This is a genomic window from Photobacterium minamisatsumaniensis, assembly GCF_050336695.1.
GTDB classification, from domain to species: domain Bacteria; phylum Pseudomonadota; class Gammaproteobacteria; order Enterobacterales; family Vibrionaceae; genus Photobacterium; species Photobacterium minamisatsumaniensis.
On sequence record NZ_JAKJSI010000030.1, the window covers coordinates 99,417 to 114,699 of the forward strand.

Genomic DNA, 15,283 nt, shown 5'->3' on the forward strand with positions numbered 1-15,283 from the left:
GTAAAATAAATTTTGATTATGATTTCAAAGCGGTGTTTTCAGCCCACTTTGACACGCCGATAAGTCCTGCATCGGCCCCTGTAACTGCCGCGATCACATCGGGCTGATAAATACTTGGTTGTTCTTCAAGATACTGTCTAACTAATCCAAGGTAGCCTTTAGCTAGCCCAACACTTCCACCTAGGGCAACAGTGTCTAAATCAAGGCTGATCGTAAGATCAGCTATCAAATTAGCGATAACTTTTGCCGACTGGCGAATAATGAGCTCAGCATTGGAGTCACCAGATAAATATTTCTGGTATACAATTTCTCCTGATATTCCTGTTCCGAAAAATGCTTCACCTTGGCGAGCAATGGCTGTACCAGATGCAATGCTTTCCACGCAGCCAGTTCTTCCGCATCCACAAACAGGGCCATTCGGGTCAGCAAGCATGTGGCCAGCATGGCCAGCGATCCCTCGTGAACCTACCATCAATTCACCGTTTAAAACTAAACCTGCTCCAACCCCTGTCGAAACAGTAATAAAGGCCATGTTATTTACAGGTTGTGTTAACGCGTGATATTCCGCCCATGCGGCAGCTTGAGCATCATTGATAACAATGGTTTCTAGCCCTGTAATTTCCTGAATTACCGCTTGAAGAGGAAACGCATTCAATCCACCTAAGTTCGCTGGATTCAATGCATTCAATACGCCATTATCAATAATGCCAGTAGAAGCTACAGCAACGATATCAGCCTGCTTTACTAATGGGGTTAGCAGTAAGCTTAACGCCTTGGTTAGCTCATTCGGCGATTTTGCTGATGGTGTTGCTATTTGCTCTCGTTGAAGAACAACATTGTTACTAATCAAAGCTGCGGCTATCTTTGTTCCGCCTAAGTCAACAGCTAGGAAAGTATTCATGCAATTGCCTTTGCTTTGTTATTTCGCCCTTGTTCCACTTCTGTGTGGAACCACTGACAAATGTGCTCTACTCGCGTTATAGCAGATCCGACTGTTACACAAAATGCTCCAGCTTCAATTGCCATACGAGCAAGTTCGGGTGAGTTATAACGCCCCTCCGCCATTACATTACAGCCTGCTTTCGATAGTTGCTCAACTAACACATAGTCTGGCTCAAGAGGTACTGGTCCTCCAGTGTAACCGGATAAGGTTGAACCAATAATTTCAACACCAAGCTCTCTACAGTAAAGCCCTTCTTCAAGCGTTGAACAATCTGCCATTGCTACACAACCAAGCTGGTGTATTTTATTGACCAACGCTTCTACTGTTTCTGGTCTAACACGGTTAGTTGCGTCAATCGCAATGATATCTGCGCCAGCATCCTTAAGTGCTTGAACATCATCTAAGTAAGGAGTGATACGTACATCTGTTCCCTCAAGATCACGCTTTACGATGCCAATGATTGGAACTGATACTTTCCCTCTGACCGCTTTAAGATTAGCAATACCCTCGATACGTAAACCGGCAGCTCCACCCTCAACCGCTGCTTGTGCCATCGCACTCACAATTTCAGGCGAGTCCATCGGACCATTATCAACAGGCTGACAAGAGGCAACAAAGCCTTGTTGTAATGCATTAATACATTTTTCTGCAATGCCATTCATATATAGCGTTACTCCACAAATCTCATTACTACGAAGTTGGGCTCCAAATTAACATCATGGAGTTTTACTTCAACACTAACGATCAAGAAAAGAGATCAACGCCACACTTTTTTCTATAACTTACTTAAACCGCCTCAATTCGGCGATTAATATGTACTTATCTTCCATTTACAAACAGAAGTTAAACTCCACAACTTGAATAAAATGAGACTTAACCTATCGTTTTCGAGCTTGTAATGAAGTGTAATTGACTATAATCTTCACTCATAGAAGTTTGACTCCACCCAGGATTACTAACAGCACCAGTAAAGAAGCCTCGCATTACAAACAACTTCGCCTGTTCAGAAATTCATCACATGGAAAGAAACATGCCTATTACTACCACCGAAAACAATGAGTTTGCCCTAACAAACATTAGTGTATTTGACGGCTCTTCTACGTTACAGAATCAAGCAGTTATTATTTGTGGTGATACGATAGAAAGTGTCATACCAATGAATGAGATCACACAATTACCTAAAAGACAGATCAACTGTGAAGGCTTATTGGCCACCGCAGGTTTCATTGATGTTCAGCTAAATGGCTGTGGCGGTGTTCTTTTCAATACCGATATTAGTAAAGCCACTTTAGACACCATTAATAAAACTAACCTAGCCCATGGAACAACCCAATACTTGCCCACCCTAATTACGAGTTCGGCAAACGACATGGATGAGGCTATCGCTTTAATCGATTCGATCCCCTCAATTGAATCAGAAGGTATTTTAGGGCTTCACCTTGAAGGGCCATTTATCAGCTATGAGAAAAAAGGGGCGCATAACGCCGACTTTATCAGAGTGCTCGATTTAGAAGCGGCAAAAGCACTAGCAAAATTTAGCCATATAATAAAAGTCGTAACACTTGCTCCAGAACGCACAAGCCAAGATGCACTCAACTGCCTTATTGAATCTGGCATTACGGTTTCTATGGGTCATACCAACGCCACTTATCAGCAGCTTGTTGAAAAGCAAGGTATTACAATGGCTACACATCTCTACAATGCAATGACACCACTGAGCTCGAGAGAAACAGGTGCTGTAGGGTATATATTCGAAAAACAACCCGCGGCAGGTATCATCGTTGATGGTATACACGCTTCATATGCTTCGGTTCGAATAGCCAAAAATGTTCTTAAAGAGAAGCTTTTCTTAGTAACAGATGCTGTTACTCCTGCTGGCACGAATATGAAAATGTATGATATGGCAGGTACAGAGGCATTTGTTACACAAGGAAAGTGTCATTATAAAGATGGAACAATTGCAGGTGCTGCCCTCACGATGATTGATGGCGTAAATAACCTAATAGACCATGTCGGCATTTCAAAAGAAGAAGCTCTGCGAATGGCGAGTTTATACCCTGCGCAAGCACTAGGCATTAATGACAGCTACGGTGTTATTCAATCAGGATACAAAGCCAATCTGACCCTATTAACCACCGAGAATAAAGTTCACAGTGTTTATCAGATGGGGCAACAGTTCATTGCTGACTAACGTTAACCCCTTTTTTACCATTTAAAAAGTGACGCTTTTTAGCGTCACTTTTTTAGATAATATTTAAATAAACATTATTCTTAGTTTTCAAGAGCTTGGGTTGTTTTAAGCTTCTGTGCTTGCGCACCTGACACATCATCTTTTACCAGCAGGGTATAAATGAGATCGATAACAAATAACTGAGTTATCTTTGTTCCGATGGAGTCACCTTGCAGCTGTCCCTGCCGGTTACCATTGACTAATACCCAATCAGAGTACTGGCTGATTGTTGAACGAGGGTTATGCGTTAATGCAACAGTCTTTGCGCCCGCTTCTTTCGCTAACTGCAACGCTTTACTTGTTTCTACAGAATTACCAGAATGGCTAATTCCTATCGCTAAATCCCCTTCCTTGAGCAGCGATGCTTTCATATACATAAAGTGATTATTTGTTAAAGCATCAACATTGTATCCAATACGCATGAATTTATTTTTAGCGTCTTCTGCTGTAATACCAGATGAACCAACGCCAAAAAAGTACACTGCATTTGACTTACGTATCTGTTCTGCCACTTGCTCAAGCGCTTCAAAGCTTAATAAGTTAAGCGTTTCAGTCAAAACGTTGTTCAGCGTATTCTGCAACTTCTGCCCAATGAGTTCAGCATTATCATCGGCGGTAACATCGGTGTCTAAAATCGACTTTTCGCTTTGATTTTGATTCGATAGCTCAATGGCTAACTCCATTTTGAAGTCTTGAAAGCCTTTGAAGCCAAGGGTACGACAGAAACGGATTATCGTTGCTTCTCCCGCATTAACCGCCTGAGACAACTCTGCGATGGATAACTTGGTAACATCTGCTGGCTTTTTTAATACAAATTCGGAGATACGCCTCGCAGATGGAGTAAAGCTGTCATGCAGGCTTCCCATCATATCAAGAACTTTTCCAGCTTTAACTGGATCTGGAGTATGTTTCGAGGCCATCGTTACACCTTCGCAATGGTAATTTATGTAAACTGTTGATTATCTTCCCACGAGAATAACGCTTTGTGAAGTGATACTCCACAACACGCTAACAAATTATTACCTATTCTAACTAATGAAGCTCCTACTGGCAGAATAAATGAAGTTTGTAAGCTATGTCACATTTTTGGATAACGACGATAAAATTAAGCTATCTCTGATTGCCACATGAAGCTTTACTCCATAGAATAAACTCAAACTCCAGAATCACTCTGAATTATGAAGTTTAACTTCAACTAGCAGGTATTACTTTATGGAAAAGCTAACAGGCCTTATCGCTGCCCCACACACACCTTTCACTACCGAAGGTACAGTTAACCTACCTGTCATTGATCAGATTGCTGAGCATTTGATCAACGACGGCGTCAATGGCGTATATATTTGTGGCACAACAGGCGAAGGCATTCACTGCTCTGTTGAAGAAAGAAAAGCTATCGCAGAGCGCTGGGTTACCGCTTCACAAGGTAAACTGAAAATCACGGTTCACACTGGCGCGCTGAGTATTGTTGATACTTTAGAGCTGACCCGCCACGCTGAAACACTTGATATCTTCGCTACATCAGCAATTGGTCCGTGTTTCTTCAAACCAGGTTCTGTTGATGATCTTGTTGAATATTGTGCTCAAGTTGCAGCAGCTGCACCATCTAAAGGTTTCTACTACTACCACTCAGGTATGTCTGGCGTTAATCTAGACATGGAGCAATTTTTAATCAAGGCTGAAAACCGTATTCCTAACTTATACGGCCTAAAGTTTAACAGTGGTGACTTATATGAATACCAACGCTGTCTACGTGCTTGCGATGGTAAATTCGATATCCCTTTCGGTGTTGATGAATTCCTACCAGGTGCACTAGCTGTTGGTGCTATTGGTGCTGTAGGCAGTACTTATAACTACGCCGCTCCGCTATTCCATAAAGTTATTAACGACTTTAACGCTGGCGCTATGGATGCTGTTTATAAAGATATGGACAGTGTTATTGCATTAATACGTGTATTGGTAGAATTTGGTGGTGTTGCAGCAGGTAAAGCAGCAATGGCACTGCATAACATTGATGCTGGTGATCCTCGTCTGCCTCTAACACCGCTAACAGATGAGCAGAAAGCGATTGTGGTTGAGAAAATGACACAAGCTGGTTTTATTAACCTTTAATAGTGTCTAAATACCACTAAAGCTTGGTATAAAACCATAATCTCTAAAACGGCAGCGAAGTAAATTCTCTGCCGTTTTTACATCACAATATTAGGTCCTTGTTAATTAACCTCTCCCGACTTAGGGAAATACCGCACAACGAGTAGAAAACTTATCGCACTCAACATCCCCATTAATACATAAGACGTTGATAATCCAAGTACCGTACTACTCCACCCAGCCAGTAGGTATGTAAAGAACCACCATAAATGTGAAAGTGAAAAGTTAGCGGCAAAAAATGCAGCTGAATCGTGCTCTTCACATGAACGTGTAATTAATACACCTGCCAGTGTTTGTATACAGGCCATACTCATACCAAGAATAAAGCAAGAAATGCTAAAACCTACCCAGGTTGGCAAAGAACTCGTAAATAGTAATGAAAAGGCGATACCTGCAGTGCCCGTGATAATAAATGTTCGTATCTGATATTTACCAATCAATGTTGGTATTTTAAGTGCCGCAGTCATCGACCCAAATCCTACAATGGCCATCGCTAACGCGGTTTGTTTATCACCACCAGCAAGCACTTCATTGATATACACAACGGTATTAACTATCACCATGGCACTCGCACTTGATACTGCAATATAAGCCATCCAAAGCGCCCGTAAACGAGGTACTTGCAAATATGACTGTATCCCATATTTCAAGTTATTCCATGCGCCACGACCATGTTTTACGGGTCGTAATATCGGAAAAACACAACAAATGATAAAAACAGCAGACACAATAAAAGTAAGTGCATTAAGAAAAAACAAATGACGAAAACCCAAGACTAAGAGTAAAGACGCAGCAAGCAATGGGCTAATAATTTGCTCCAAATCATAGGCGAGTCGGCTGTACGAAAGCGCTTTTACGTATTGGTCTTTATCAGGTAGTACTTGTGGCAACGTTGATTGAAACAAAGGGGTAAAACCTGCAGAGCATGCATTTATAAGAAAGACCAGTGTATAAATTTGCCAGTTCTGGGTAACAAAAGGAAAACAAAGAACCAGACCTGCCCGGACTATGTCTAGCCCAAACATTAATTGTTTTCGTGGCAATTGATGTGCAATCGCACCAAAAACAGGGGCTAAGCCTACATAAGCAATCATTTTTATCGCAAAAGCGATACCTAATACAGCGCTCGCATTTTCTTCAGCAAGATCCCACGCCAACAATGCCAATGTAATCGAGCTAATTCCCGTTCCAGCCAAAGAAATAACTTGTGCACTAAGCAGTTTGATATACGTTTTATTCTTCCACATCGATGACGATGCAGTTAATGTTTCTGTCGCCATACTTACCGCCCAACAAAATCAAAAAAGCTCATAAGTAATGATTTAATTTTTAACGTTATACTATCAAGCAGACGGTTATACCAACTCCCAGGCTCAACTGTATTCGTCGCAACTAGCGGCGCTTCCTTTATCACTTTATTATCGACTGTCCATATTATTGTGCCAATTTCATCCCCCTGCGTAACTGGTGCGATAAAAGCATCGGGTAATTGGAATTCCGTTTGTAGCCCGCCTTGTGAACGTCTCGGTAATGTTAAGTACACATCACTACCAACGCTATAACTAATTTCATTTTCCTGACCCATCCAAATTTTGTCGGTTCCAAGTATGTCCCCCTTCAGGGCAACAGGTTTGGTGTCATAAAATCTAAATCCATAGTTGAGTAGCTTACGCGTCTCGGACTCTCTGGCTTGCTGATCCCCCGCTCCCATAACGACAGAGATCAATCGCATTCGTCCGTCAGTCGCTGATGTCGTTAAACTGTACCCTGCTTCAGGTGTATACCCTGTTTTCGCGCCATCAACATCTAATGATCGGTCCCACAACAATTTATTCCGGTTATATTGAGTAATCTCGTTCCAAGTAAAGCTCTTCTCTTTATAAATAGCATAGATTTCAGGTGTATCTTGGATCAGTCGCTTCAGTAAAATGGCCATATCTCTTGGTGATGTTGAAATACCGTCACCATCTAAACCATGCGCATTAATGTAACGTGTATTATCCATCCCTATCGTTTGGGCCCAGCTATTCATTAAACTAACGAACCCCTCCTCTGTACCCGCAATATGCTCTGCCATAGCAACAGAAGCATCATTCCCTGATTGCACCATGATCCCTCTGGCCAAATCGGCTACACGTATTGTGTCACCCGGCTGAATAAACATTTTCGACGATTCTGGAAAGTTCACTGACCATGCGTTTTCACTAACAACCACTTCATCTTCAAGTGTTAAACGACCATTATTAATTTCCTGACCGATAATATATGCCGTCATCATTTTTGCTAAGCTAGCAGGTGCCATTGGTTGATCTATATTCTCAGAAGCCAGAATATCACCCGAATTATAATCCATGAGTACATAACCTTTCGCTGCCACTTCTGGAACATCCGGAACAAAACGTGCCCACCCCGTAATTGGAACAAGTACAATGGTGACACCGATAAAAATGCGCTTAATATTTTTTRTTATTAGTTTCACTGTTAGCTCTCTTTGTTATTACCTACTTCTCTTTTTATTAAAAATAAATAAATTGTTTTTATAAGCGCTGCTCCACAGCAGATTCAACATCCTGCTTGGTGGCTAACATTAACGCCGCGTAATCACCAATATACTGAACATATTCATTTTTATTTCCACTGACATATTGGTGCTTTTCATCCCCTTTACCACAAAGGAGTAATACATCTCCTTTCTTCAAATAAGAAACTGCAGCCTTTATACATAAACCACGGTCCTCAATAACGGTGGCATTTTTACCTGACACTTGACTTGTCAATTCACTAAATATGGAAGTTTGGCAAAAACCTAATGGATTATCAGTTGTAAAGAAAACGTGCTCAGAGTGCTTGCTACACAGGTTACCAATCGCTGCAGCATCACTAAGGCGATCACCTGTTACACCTAACACGGTATAGACTTTTCCAAAGCTTTGGCTACGTACATTGTTGAATAAGTTCGACAAACTGTCGTAATTATGTGCATAGTCAATAATGGCCATTGCTTGATTAGGCAAGCGATAGACTTCGCTCCGACCAGGGGCTGGCTGTAATTTAGTCAACCTTGAAACTGCTGATTCAACAGGTACATCAAGTGCAACCATCATGGCAAGCATTGCCATTGTATTTTCAATATTGAACATAAACGGAAGATTTGTTTTTACCGCATAGTCCTGCTTTTTAAATGTAACGGTGTATTCACTACCTTCACAACTTGCTTTTAAATGACTGGCATAGAGATCTGCATTGGGGTTTTTAAGGCTGAACGTGATGACATTGGCACGAGAACGACATCGCTCAATCATTGTTGGTGCTAGTGCATCATCAAGATTAATGACTGCAGCTCCATAAGGCTTTAAACGATCAATTAATCTGAGTTTAGTCTGTATGTAATCTTCTCGGCTCTTATGATAATCCAGGTGGTCAGTACCAATATTAGTAATAAGTACTGCTTCAAAATCGATAATGCTCACTCGATCTTGTGATAATGCATGACTGCTTACTTCCATGACATGGCTGGTTATCTTTTGCTTCTGCATTGCATTAAATAGCGTTAGCAAGGTAATGGCGTCAGGCGTTGTATTATCAAGTGGATAGAAGTGCTCACCGAAATAGCTGCCCAATGTACCGGTATAAGCCGAGTCACTATCTTGATTCAGTAAACGCTGTAGGCAATAAGATACTGTCGTTTTACCATTTGTGCCTGTAACACCAATATGTTTAATTCGATCTTGGGGGTAATTAAAATATTGGTTAATTAGGTTAATGCTGCTGGCATGGCTAGAGGTAACAATACATGGCACATTAAGATCAAGGTGCCGGTTCGCGATAACGGCTATCGCTCCCTGCTTAACAGCATCTGTCGCCGAACGATGACTATCCCAAGTTAGCCCCTGACGACAAACAAAGACATCACCTGGGTTGATTTTTTGGCTATGTGTTTTAAAAGCGGCTATTGCCAGAGCTTGTAACTGCTCAAGTGGCGACATTTTAACACTGTTATCTTCTGTGTTGTGACTATTAGGCACTGTGGTGTTACATGTGTTCATATCATCGTTCTATCGCTAAAGTCGGTAACACGGTAGAAGTGTTAGCCAGCATGTTAAGTGAATAACGATTGTAGAAAATATGATTAAATCAGTGAAATCGAATAAATCAATACAAGTTATAAGTGGTTTTGATACCCTTGTGGTTACTGACCCATTCAAATGTATTTATTCACAGGCTAAATGAGATGGATAAAATTAACTGGAAAGGCGTAGACCTCAATTTGCTTCTGACTTTTGAGGCAATGATGATTTGTAGAAGTGTTTCTAGTGCCTCTGAACGACTACACTTAGGCCAACCTGCAACAAGCTATAACTTAAAGCGATTACGTACTCTACTTGGGGATCCTCTTTTCGAACGCCAAGGTAACCTCATGGTGCCAACAAGCCGTGCTATCGAGCTTGAGCCAAAAATAAACGTCGTCTTAAGCATTATTCGAAATGAGATACTGCAGCCACCTATCTTTGAACCGTCAGCATTTCAAGATAAGTTTACTATCGGGCTAACAGATTATGCCGAACAAGTCTTTGGTCCAGATATTTTTGACCTCCTCATTAAAGAAGCGCCTCTGTGTCAAATTTTGTTTCAGGCCATCGACTCGGGAAACTGCGAGCAAGCGTTAGAAAGTGGATCTATCGATATAGCCATTGGGGTATTTAAAACACAATCAGAACACTTAAGCCGAACCTTTCTCTACCGTGAAAGCCATGTGTGTCTATTTGATAATCAAAAGCTTAATGTTTCACTACCCATCAGTTTAGATGCGTATCTTGCAACGCCACAGCTGGTTATTAGTGCAAACCAAGCGCTTTCAAGTCCCGTTGATATCACCCTCGCTGATATGAACAAACAACGTCGCGTTGTTCTTGGCTCTACGCGTTTTTTAACGTTACGTCACATGATTACTGGGCGGCGATTATTGTGTGTGATGGCAGAGATGCTTGGACGTTCTGAATTATTTGGTGACACGGTTACAACCTGCATACCTCCAATTCCTATACCAGACTTTGATATTGACATGCTAAGTCGAAAACGGGATCGGCAACACCCCAAAACGCAATGGTTAATGAGCCAAGTACAAAACGTTATTCAAACAAAAGTAACCGCACTGCGTAAGTAAGGGAGACAAAATAAATGAACCTAGATACCAAATGGCTAGAAGATTTCTTAATGCTTGCGGAACTGCAGCACTTTTCGCGTGCAGCTGAAGCTCGCCATATCACACAACCTGCATTTGGTCGTCATATTCGGGCACTGGAAAAGGCAATTGGTCAAACGCTTATCGACCGCTCAACGACACCGATAAGTCTAACGCCTGCAGGCAGGCAATTCAGAAATGTTGCAAGAAACATTGTCTCACAAATGGAAGAAGGGCTTAAATTACTTAACGGAATTGAACAGCCTCTTATCAACCCTATACGCATTGCGTCGCCTCATTCATTGTCGTCTCCGACGTTACTTAACCTCATTGAACACAGTGAAATTGAACATGATCTGACTTTTTCAGTTGATATATTACGGGTCGATTTTGCCGTTAGTTCCCTTACCGAAGGCAACTGTGATTTCTTCCTTGGCTTTGAAATTTTATCGCTGCTTCAGCCGCCGTTTCAAAACTTATGTATCGGCCATGGAAACTTCTTACTTGTTTCAGCAACCGATGATGACGGTAATCCTTTATTTGATCCGCGAACAAGCCAAACCCCCATTATTCGATATAGTGCAGAATCCTATAGCGCACGTCTTATAGAGCAATACCAACCCAAACTAGCTCAACTCAATACCTTTCCTGTCTTTGAGTCTTCTATGTGTCAATTACACAAAGAAATGGCTTTGCGGGCAAAAGGCGTCGCATGGCTACCAGATACGCAAATACAACAAGAACTTAACGATAAGTCACTCGTAGCTATTGCACCGCACATATACCGATTACCCTACCAAATTCGGCTCTACCGAAATTCTGCACCACTAAGAAAAGATGCAGAAGCCTTATGGTCCGCACTTAACAATCAAGTAAAATCTGGTTGGCAAATCAATTATCCTTGGCAGCCAGACAGCCTTTAAACTTGCATTAGCCATTTCTTTTTGGCACTAAAACACCTCGCTGGTGCCAATTCGGCACTAACGTATCAATATTTGCATTTCACTTATAACTGAGAGAGGTAGATACTCACCACAAGGCAAACGTTTGCGCAAATTGTTGCGTCAGAGGGAAAACAGTGACTTCTACACCAATAACTCTTGATCAGTTTTATCATCAATTTCCTAAGGCTGATCTGCACTATCACCTTCTTGGCGGTGTTCGCCTTGAAACAATGCTGCATTTTGCTAGCAAGTACAATATTCCGTTATCTGAGACTGAGGCAAAGTGCTATTACCGTGCCCATCAGCATGAAACGGGGATCGTGAAAGGCGGTATTGAAGCGCTCACCTTCTTATATGAATTGATGCGTGAACCTGAAGATTACTACCGAGTATTAGTCGAAGTCGCCGAGGATGCTCACGCTTGCGGTGTACGTTATATCGAGACATTCTGGAACCCAAGTGACACGGACCTTTCATATCGTGATGCAACAATCGCACTGACTGAAGCAATAGATCAAGTTGAACGTGATATGGGGATAATCATCCGATTGATCCCCTCTATAAATCGAGAAAAAGCCCCCGAAATAGCCGTTGAAATGGTTGAGGACATGATTGCCTTCCCTCACCCTTATGTACTTGGCATAGGCATTGATTACAAAGAACATAATGCGCCTGTTGAAAATTTCTGGAAAGCCTACCGACTCGCGAGTGACAATAACTTAAAGCTCACAGCCCATTGTTCAGAATTCGGTCTACATTGGCGCAATGTAGAAACAGGCCTTGAGCTTATCAATGTTGACCGCATCGATCATGGCTACACCATCATCGATAATCCAGAGCTGACTAAGAAGTATGCAGCTCAAGGTGTACCTTTTACCGTTATTCCTTCTAATACGTATTACTTCACGCAATGGCCTGAACGGAAAGAGTGGTCACAACATCACCCAATACGTGCAATGGCAAAAGCTGGTCTAAATATTATTCCTTGTACTGATGACTGGCACATTCATAATACCACCAGCGCAAATTGCTACAGGGTCATGGTTGAAGATTTTGGTTTTGATCTAGACAGTTTACGTCAAATGATGGTGAACAGCATACATGCCAGCTGGATGCCTGAATCCATTAAACAGCAATGGCTAGATTCGTGGGGAGTAGCATTTGACAACTTGCGATCTTCTTTAGTTGAAGAACCAAGTATCGAGGCTGAACAACTCATTCAGTATCGCCGCTAACTCGCACTTTAAATGAATAAAGTCGCAAGACATAAAACATACAGAGGGATCCCGATGGAAACTGTTGCTAACAAACCCGGCTTTAGTATTGCTCGATGGTTTGATTTTAAAGGTAATAATACTAACTTAAGAACCGAAATTATTGCGGGTCTAACAACATTTGCCACCATGGCTTACATGATTGCTGTTGTGCCCGGCATGCTGAGTAAAGGGGGGATACCATTTAGCAGTGCGCTAACGGTGACGGTTTTAATGACAGTCGTCACAACGATTGCCATGGCTTTGTATACCAACCGCCCTTTTGTTTTAGGCCCTGGTCTAGGTAGCGTCGCTATCTTCTCCTTTACGTTGCTTGGCAATGATGTTCCCCTGAGTATCGCTGCAGGCATAGTATTTATAAGTGGCGTCTTATTTATGCTAGTTTCTTTCCTTGGTGTAAGAGACTTCGTAGTTCGTATTATTCCACACAGTGTAAAAGTTTCTGTTGGTGTAGGCATTGGCTTATTCATCGCATTACTAGGCTTTAAACAAGCTGGTATTGTCATTGCCGACCCACGTAAAAACGTGCTTATTTTTGGAGACTTAGCATCTATTGATGTAGTCACCGCTATTGTTGGCTTTTTCATGGTACTTTTCTTTACTGCACGAAAAGTACAAGGCGGTATTATTATTGCCGTTATTATCACCACTATTTTAAGTATCCCTCTCGGTATTACCTCTGTTCCCGAAAACTTTTTCAGCATGCCTGGTAGCATGGATGGAATGATGTTTGAGCTGGATGTTATCGGTGCGCTTAGCCCTGTCTACCTGCCCTTTTTACTCGCCTTTTTTATTCCTGATTTCTTCTCAACCCTCGGCGCAATGTTAGGTTTAGGTGCTCAAGCAGGCTATCTTGATAAAAACGGTAATTTACCCGGTATAGAGAAGAATTTTCATGTCGATTCAACGGCAACAACCGTCGGTGCACTATTTTCATGCCCGGTATTAACAACGTATGTTGAAAGTTCAGCAGGTGTTGAGTCTGGCGGACGAACAGGTTTTACTGCCCTCGTTACAGCAGCCTGCTTTTGCCTAACGTTATTCTTAGCGCCGCTCGCAGGCATGATCCCTACGGCGGCCACTGCCCCCGTACTAATGTATATCGGGATTGTGATGATGAGTTCAATGAAGAAAATTAATTACGATGATATTACCGAGTACTTACCAGCATTCGTCTGTGTCGTAATGAGCGTGTTCAGTTTTAATGCTGGTAATGGTATTGCCGCTGCTATGTTGGTATATGCCTTCCTAAAACTAGCAACAGGTCGTTATAAAGAAGATCACTGGTCAGTCTATGTCATCGCTTCGTCAATGATTTACTATTTTTATATTATTTCATCGCATTAATTACTAAATCCTGATTTCAGATAATGCATTTTAAATGCACCTAAAGCACCTGGCCGTACAAACAAAAAAGCCAGCACGATAATACGTGCTGGCTTTAAATATAAAGCACTTTACCCGCTACTCTTTCAGTTCTTTTAATTTGTTATTTAAGTCGCTGACAGTATCTGACGCTTTGTCGCTCATATCTTCATACGCATCTTGTACTTCTTCGAGTGAGCGTGAATTAGTTAGATCTTCAATCTGATCTTTATACGTTACACCCACATAGATACCAAATCCAACTAATGCGATAACAATATATTTAAGCATGTAATTCTCTTTTTATATTACGAACAACAATGACATTATATACATAAGAATTATAACAATGCACAACAAGCAAAATAATACTCGTCATTGTATTGTTAAACTTAGCTAAATGGTGATATTTTACGCAATTTGATGGGACCAATCACATCAAAGCAGCCTCTAAGGCTGCTTTACGGTGTTTGACTGAGAGAACTAACGAACGAGGCTAATAAGTGATTTACCCAATAACCATTCAAGTTCTTTTACACTATCCATACCAAAACGTTCAGTACACATACTAAATAAACGCTCAATACCACGCTTAGAAAACTCGTTGGTTACTTCGGCTGCCGCAATATGGTGGAAGAGCAAACGTAATGTTGCACGAAATTTTTCGTCATCTAAAGCAGCAACCCAGCTTGCACTGAATCCATCAATTCCGTTATCTAGATCTAACTTTTCAACAAATAATCGGAAAATTCGGCCATCTAATGCATTCGCAAAATCTTGTTTTTTGGGAAAGTGATGACTAATACCGGTACGAGAAATTCCCGTTTGTTTACTTAACGTTGTATATGACATTTTGTCATAACCTAGCGTCAAAATTTGATCAACAACAGCATCCATGATCGTTTGAATTGTGATTTCAGTATCTTCTTTACTACGCTTCGGCATAAGGGGTTGACTCTATCGTTCTCTTCAATCGACAAAAAACCAACGCAAACTTTTTTGCGTAAGGCATCATTTTAACCTTTAAATAACAGTATCATGCGACGTGTATCGCATTAAACTAGTCATAATATCAAATCAGTATTACAGAATAATATTCTGATTACTAGCTATTCGTAGCACCATTTCCTCACGAAAAAGCCGTTTTACGAAAACACCTGTAGCTAGCTTAAAATTATCATAACTATAATAGAAACA

The 15,283-nt window shown here is 41.4% G+C and carries 14 protein-coding genes; 6 read left to right on the forward strand and 8 right to left on the reverse strand.

Features of this window, described 5'->3' with window-relative positions:
- Positions 1 to 16: 16 nt before the first annotated feature.
- Positions 17 to 901 (reverse strand): N-acetylmannosamine kinase, encoded by an 885-nt coding sequence (locus L4D78_RS16835; RefSeq protein ID WP_428468014.1) that lies wholly within the window; start codon positions 899 to 901, stop codon positions 17 to 19.
- On the reverse strand, positions 898 to 1,605 hold the full coding sequence (locus tag L4D78_RS16840; protein WP_428468015.1) for an N-acetylmannosamine-6-phosphate 2-epimerase: 708 nt from the start codon (positions 1,603 to 1,605) through the stop codon (positions 898 to 900). Before L4D78_RS16840 ends, L4D78_RS16835 begins: the two co-directional genes overlap by 4 nt.
- Before the next feature lie 368 nt (positions 1,606 to 1,973).
- On the opposite strand from L4D78_RS16840, the gene nagA reads away from it, so the two are divergent.
- Entirely contained in the window at positions 1,974 to 3,134 is a 1,161-nt protein-coding gene (gene nagA, locus L4D78_RS16845) for an N-acetylglucosamine-6-phosphate deacetylase (protein WP_428468016.1), read from the forward strand.
- 80 nt (positions 3,135 to 3,214) lie between these two features.
- On the opposite strand, the gene L4D78_RS16850 is transcribed toward nagA, so the two are convergent.
- Positions 3,215 to 4,093 (reverse strand): MurR/RpiR family transcriptional regulator, encoded by an 879-nt coding sequence (locus tag L4D78_RS16850; protein WP_428458498.1) that lies wholly within the window; start codon positions 4,091 to 4,093, stop codon positions 3,215 to 3,217.
- A 292-nt stretch (positions 4,094 to 4,385) separates the two neighbouring features.
- Here L4D78_RS16850 and L4D78_RS16855 point away from each other — a divergent pair, with 292 nt between their 5' ends.
- Positions 4,386 to 5,282: a dihydrodipicolinate synthase family protein gene (locus L4D78_RS16855; protein ID WP_428468017.1), complete on the forward strand. Its 897-nt coding sequence runs from the start codon at positions 4,386 to 4,388 to the stop codon at positions 5,280 to 5,282.
- Between the two features lie 101 nt (positions 5,283 to 5,383).
- Here the strand turns inward: L4D78_RS16855 and L4D78_RS16860 are convergent, their stop codons facing one another.
- From L4D78_RS16860 to L4D78_RS16870, 3 genes are read right to left on the reverse strand one after another with little or no spacing between them, the layout of a single operon-like run.
- A complete protein-coding gene (locus tag L4D78_RS16860) occupies positions 5,384 to 6,601 on the reverse strand; it encodes an MFS transporter (protein WP_428468018.1) in 1,218 nt (405 codons plus the stop codon).
- 2 nt (positions 6,602 to 6,603) lie between these two features.
- On the reverse strand, positions 6,604 to 7,800 hold the full coding sequence (locus tag L4D78_RS16865) for a D-alanyl-D-alanine carboxypeptidase family protein (RefSeq protein ID WP_428468019.1): 1,197 nt from the start codon (positions 7,798 to 7,800) through the stop codon (positions 6,604 to 6,606).
- Between the two features lie 58 nt (positions 7,801 to 7,858).
- On the reverse strand, positions 7,859 to 9,367 hold the full coding sequence (locus L4D78_RS16870) for a Mur ligase family protein (RefSeq protein ID WP_428468020.1): 1,509 nt from the start codon (positions 9,365 to 9,367) through the stop codon (positions 7,859 to 7,861).
- A 185-nt stretch (positions 9,368 to 9,552) separates the two neighbouring features.
- On the opposite strand from L4D78_RS16870, the gene L4D78_RS16875 reads away from it, so the two are divergent.
- The 4 genes from L4D78_RS16875 to L4D78_RS16890 all read left to right on the forward strand — a co-directional run bounded on the left by L4D78_RS16875 (position 9,553) and on the right by L4D78_RS16890 (position 14,068).
- Complete coding sequence (locus L4D78_RS16875; protein WP_428468021.1) at positions 9,553 to 10,485, forward strand: LysR substrate-binding domain-containing protein; 933 nt, start codon at positions 9,553 to 9,555, stop codon at positions 10,483 to 10,485.
- Between the two features lie 14 nt (positions 10,486 to 10,499).
- Positions 10,500 to 11,426: a LysR family transcriptional regulator gene (locus L4D78_RS16880; RefSeq protein ID WP_428468022.1), complete on the forward strand. Its 927-nt coding sequence runs from the start codon at positions 10,500 to 10,502 to the stop codon at positions 11,424 to 11,426.
- Between the two features lie 155 nt (positions 11,427 to 11,581).
- The gene (locus L4D78_RS16885; protein ID WP_428468023.1) at positions 11,582 to 12,682 is read left to right on the forward strand and encodes an adenosine deaminase family protein; all 1,101 of its coding nucleotides are present in this window, start codon (positions 11,582 to 11,584) and stop codon (positions 12,680 to 12,682) included.
- Between the two features lie 54 nt (positions 12,683 to 12,736).
- Complete coding sequence (locus L4D78_RS16890; RefSeq protein ID WP_428468024.1) at positions 12,737 to 14,068, forward strand: NCS2 family permease; 1,332 nt, start codon at positions 12,737 to 12,739, stop codon at positions 14,066 to 14,068.
- A gap of 117 nt (positions 14,069 to 14,185) precedes the next feature.
- Here the strand turns inward: L4D78_RS16890 and L4D78_RS16895 are convergent, their stop codons facing one another.
- Together L4D78_RS16895 and L4D78_RS16900 are read right to left on the reverse strand one after the other, a co-directional pair.
- Positions 14,186 to 14,377 (reverse strand): YtxH domain-containing protein, encoded by a 192-nt coding sequence (locus L4D78_RS16895; RefSeq protein ID WP_428468025.1) that lies wholly within the window; start codon positions 14,375 to 14,377, stop codon positions 14,186 to 14,188.
- 192 nt (positions 14,378 to 14,569) lie between these two features.
- Positions 14,570 to 15,031: a TetR/AcrR family transcriptional regulator gene (locus L4D78_RS16900; RefSeq protein WP_428458489.1), complete on the reverse strand. Its 462-nt coding sequence runs from the start codon at positions 15,029 to 15,031 to the stop codon at positions 14,570 to 14,572.
- Between the last annotated feature and the right edge of the window lie 252 nt (positions 15,032 to 15,283).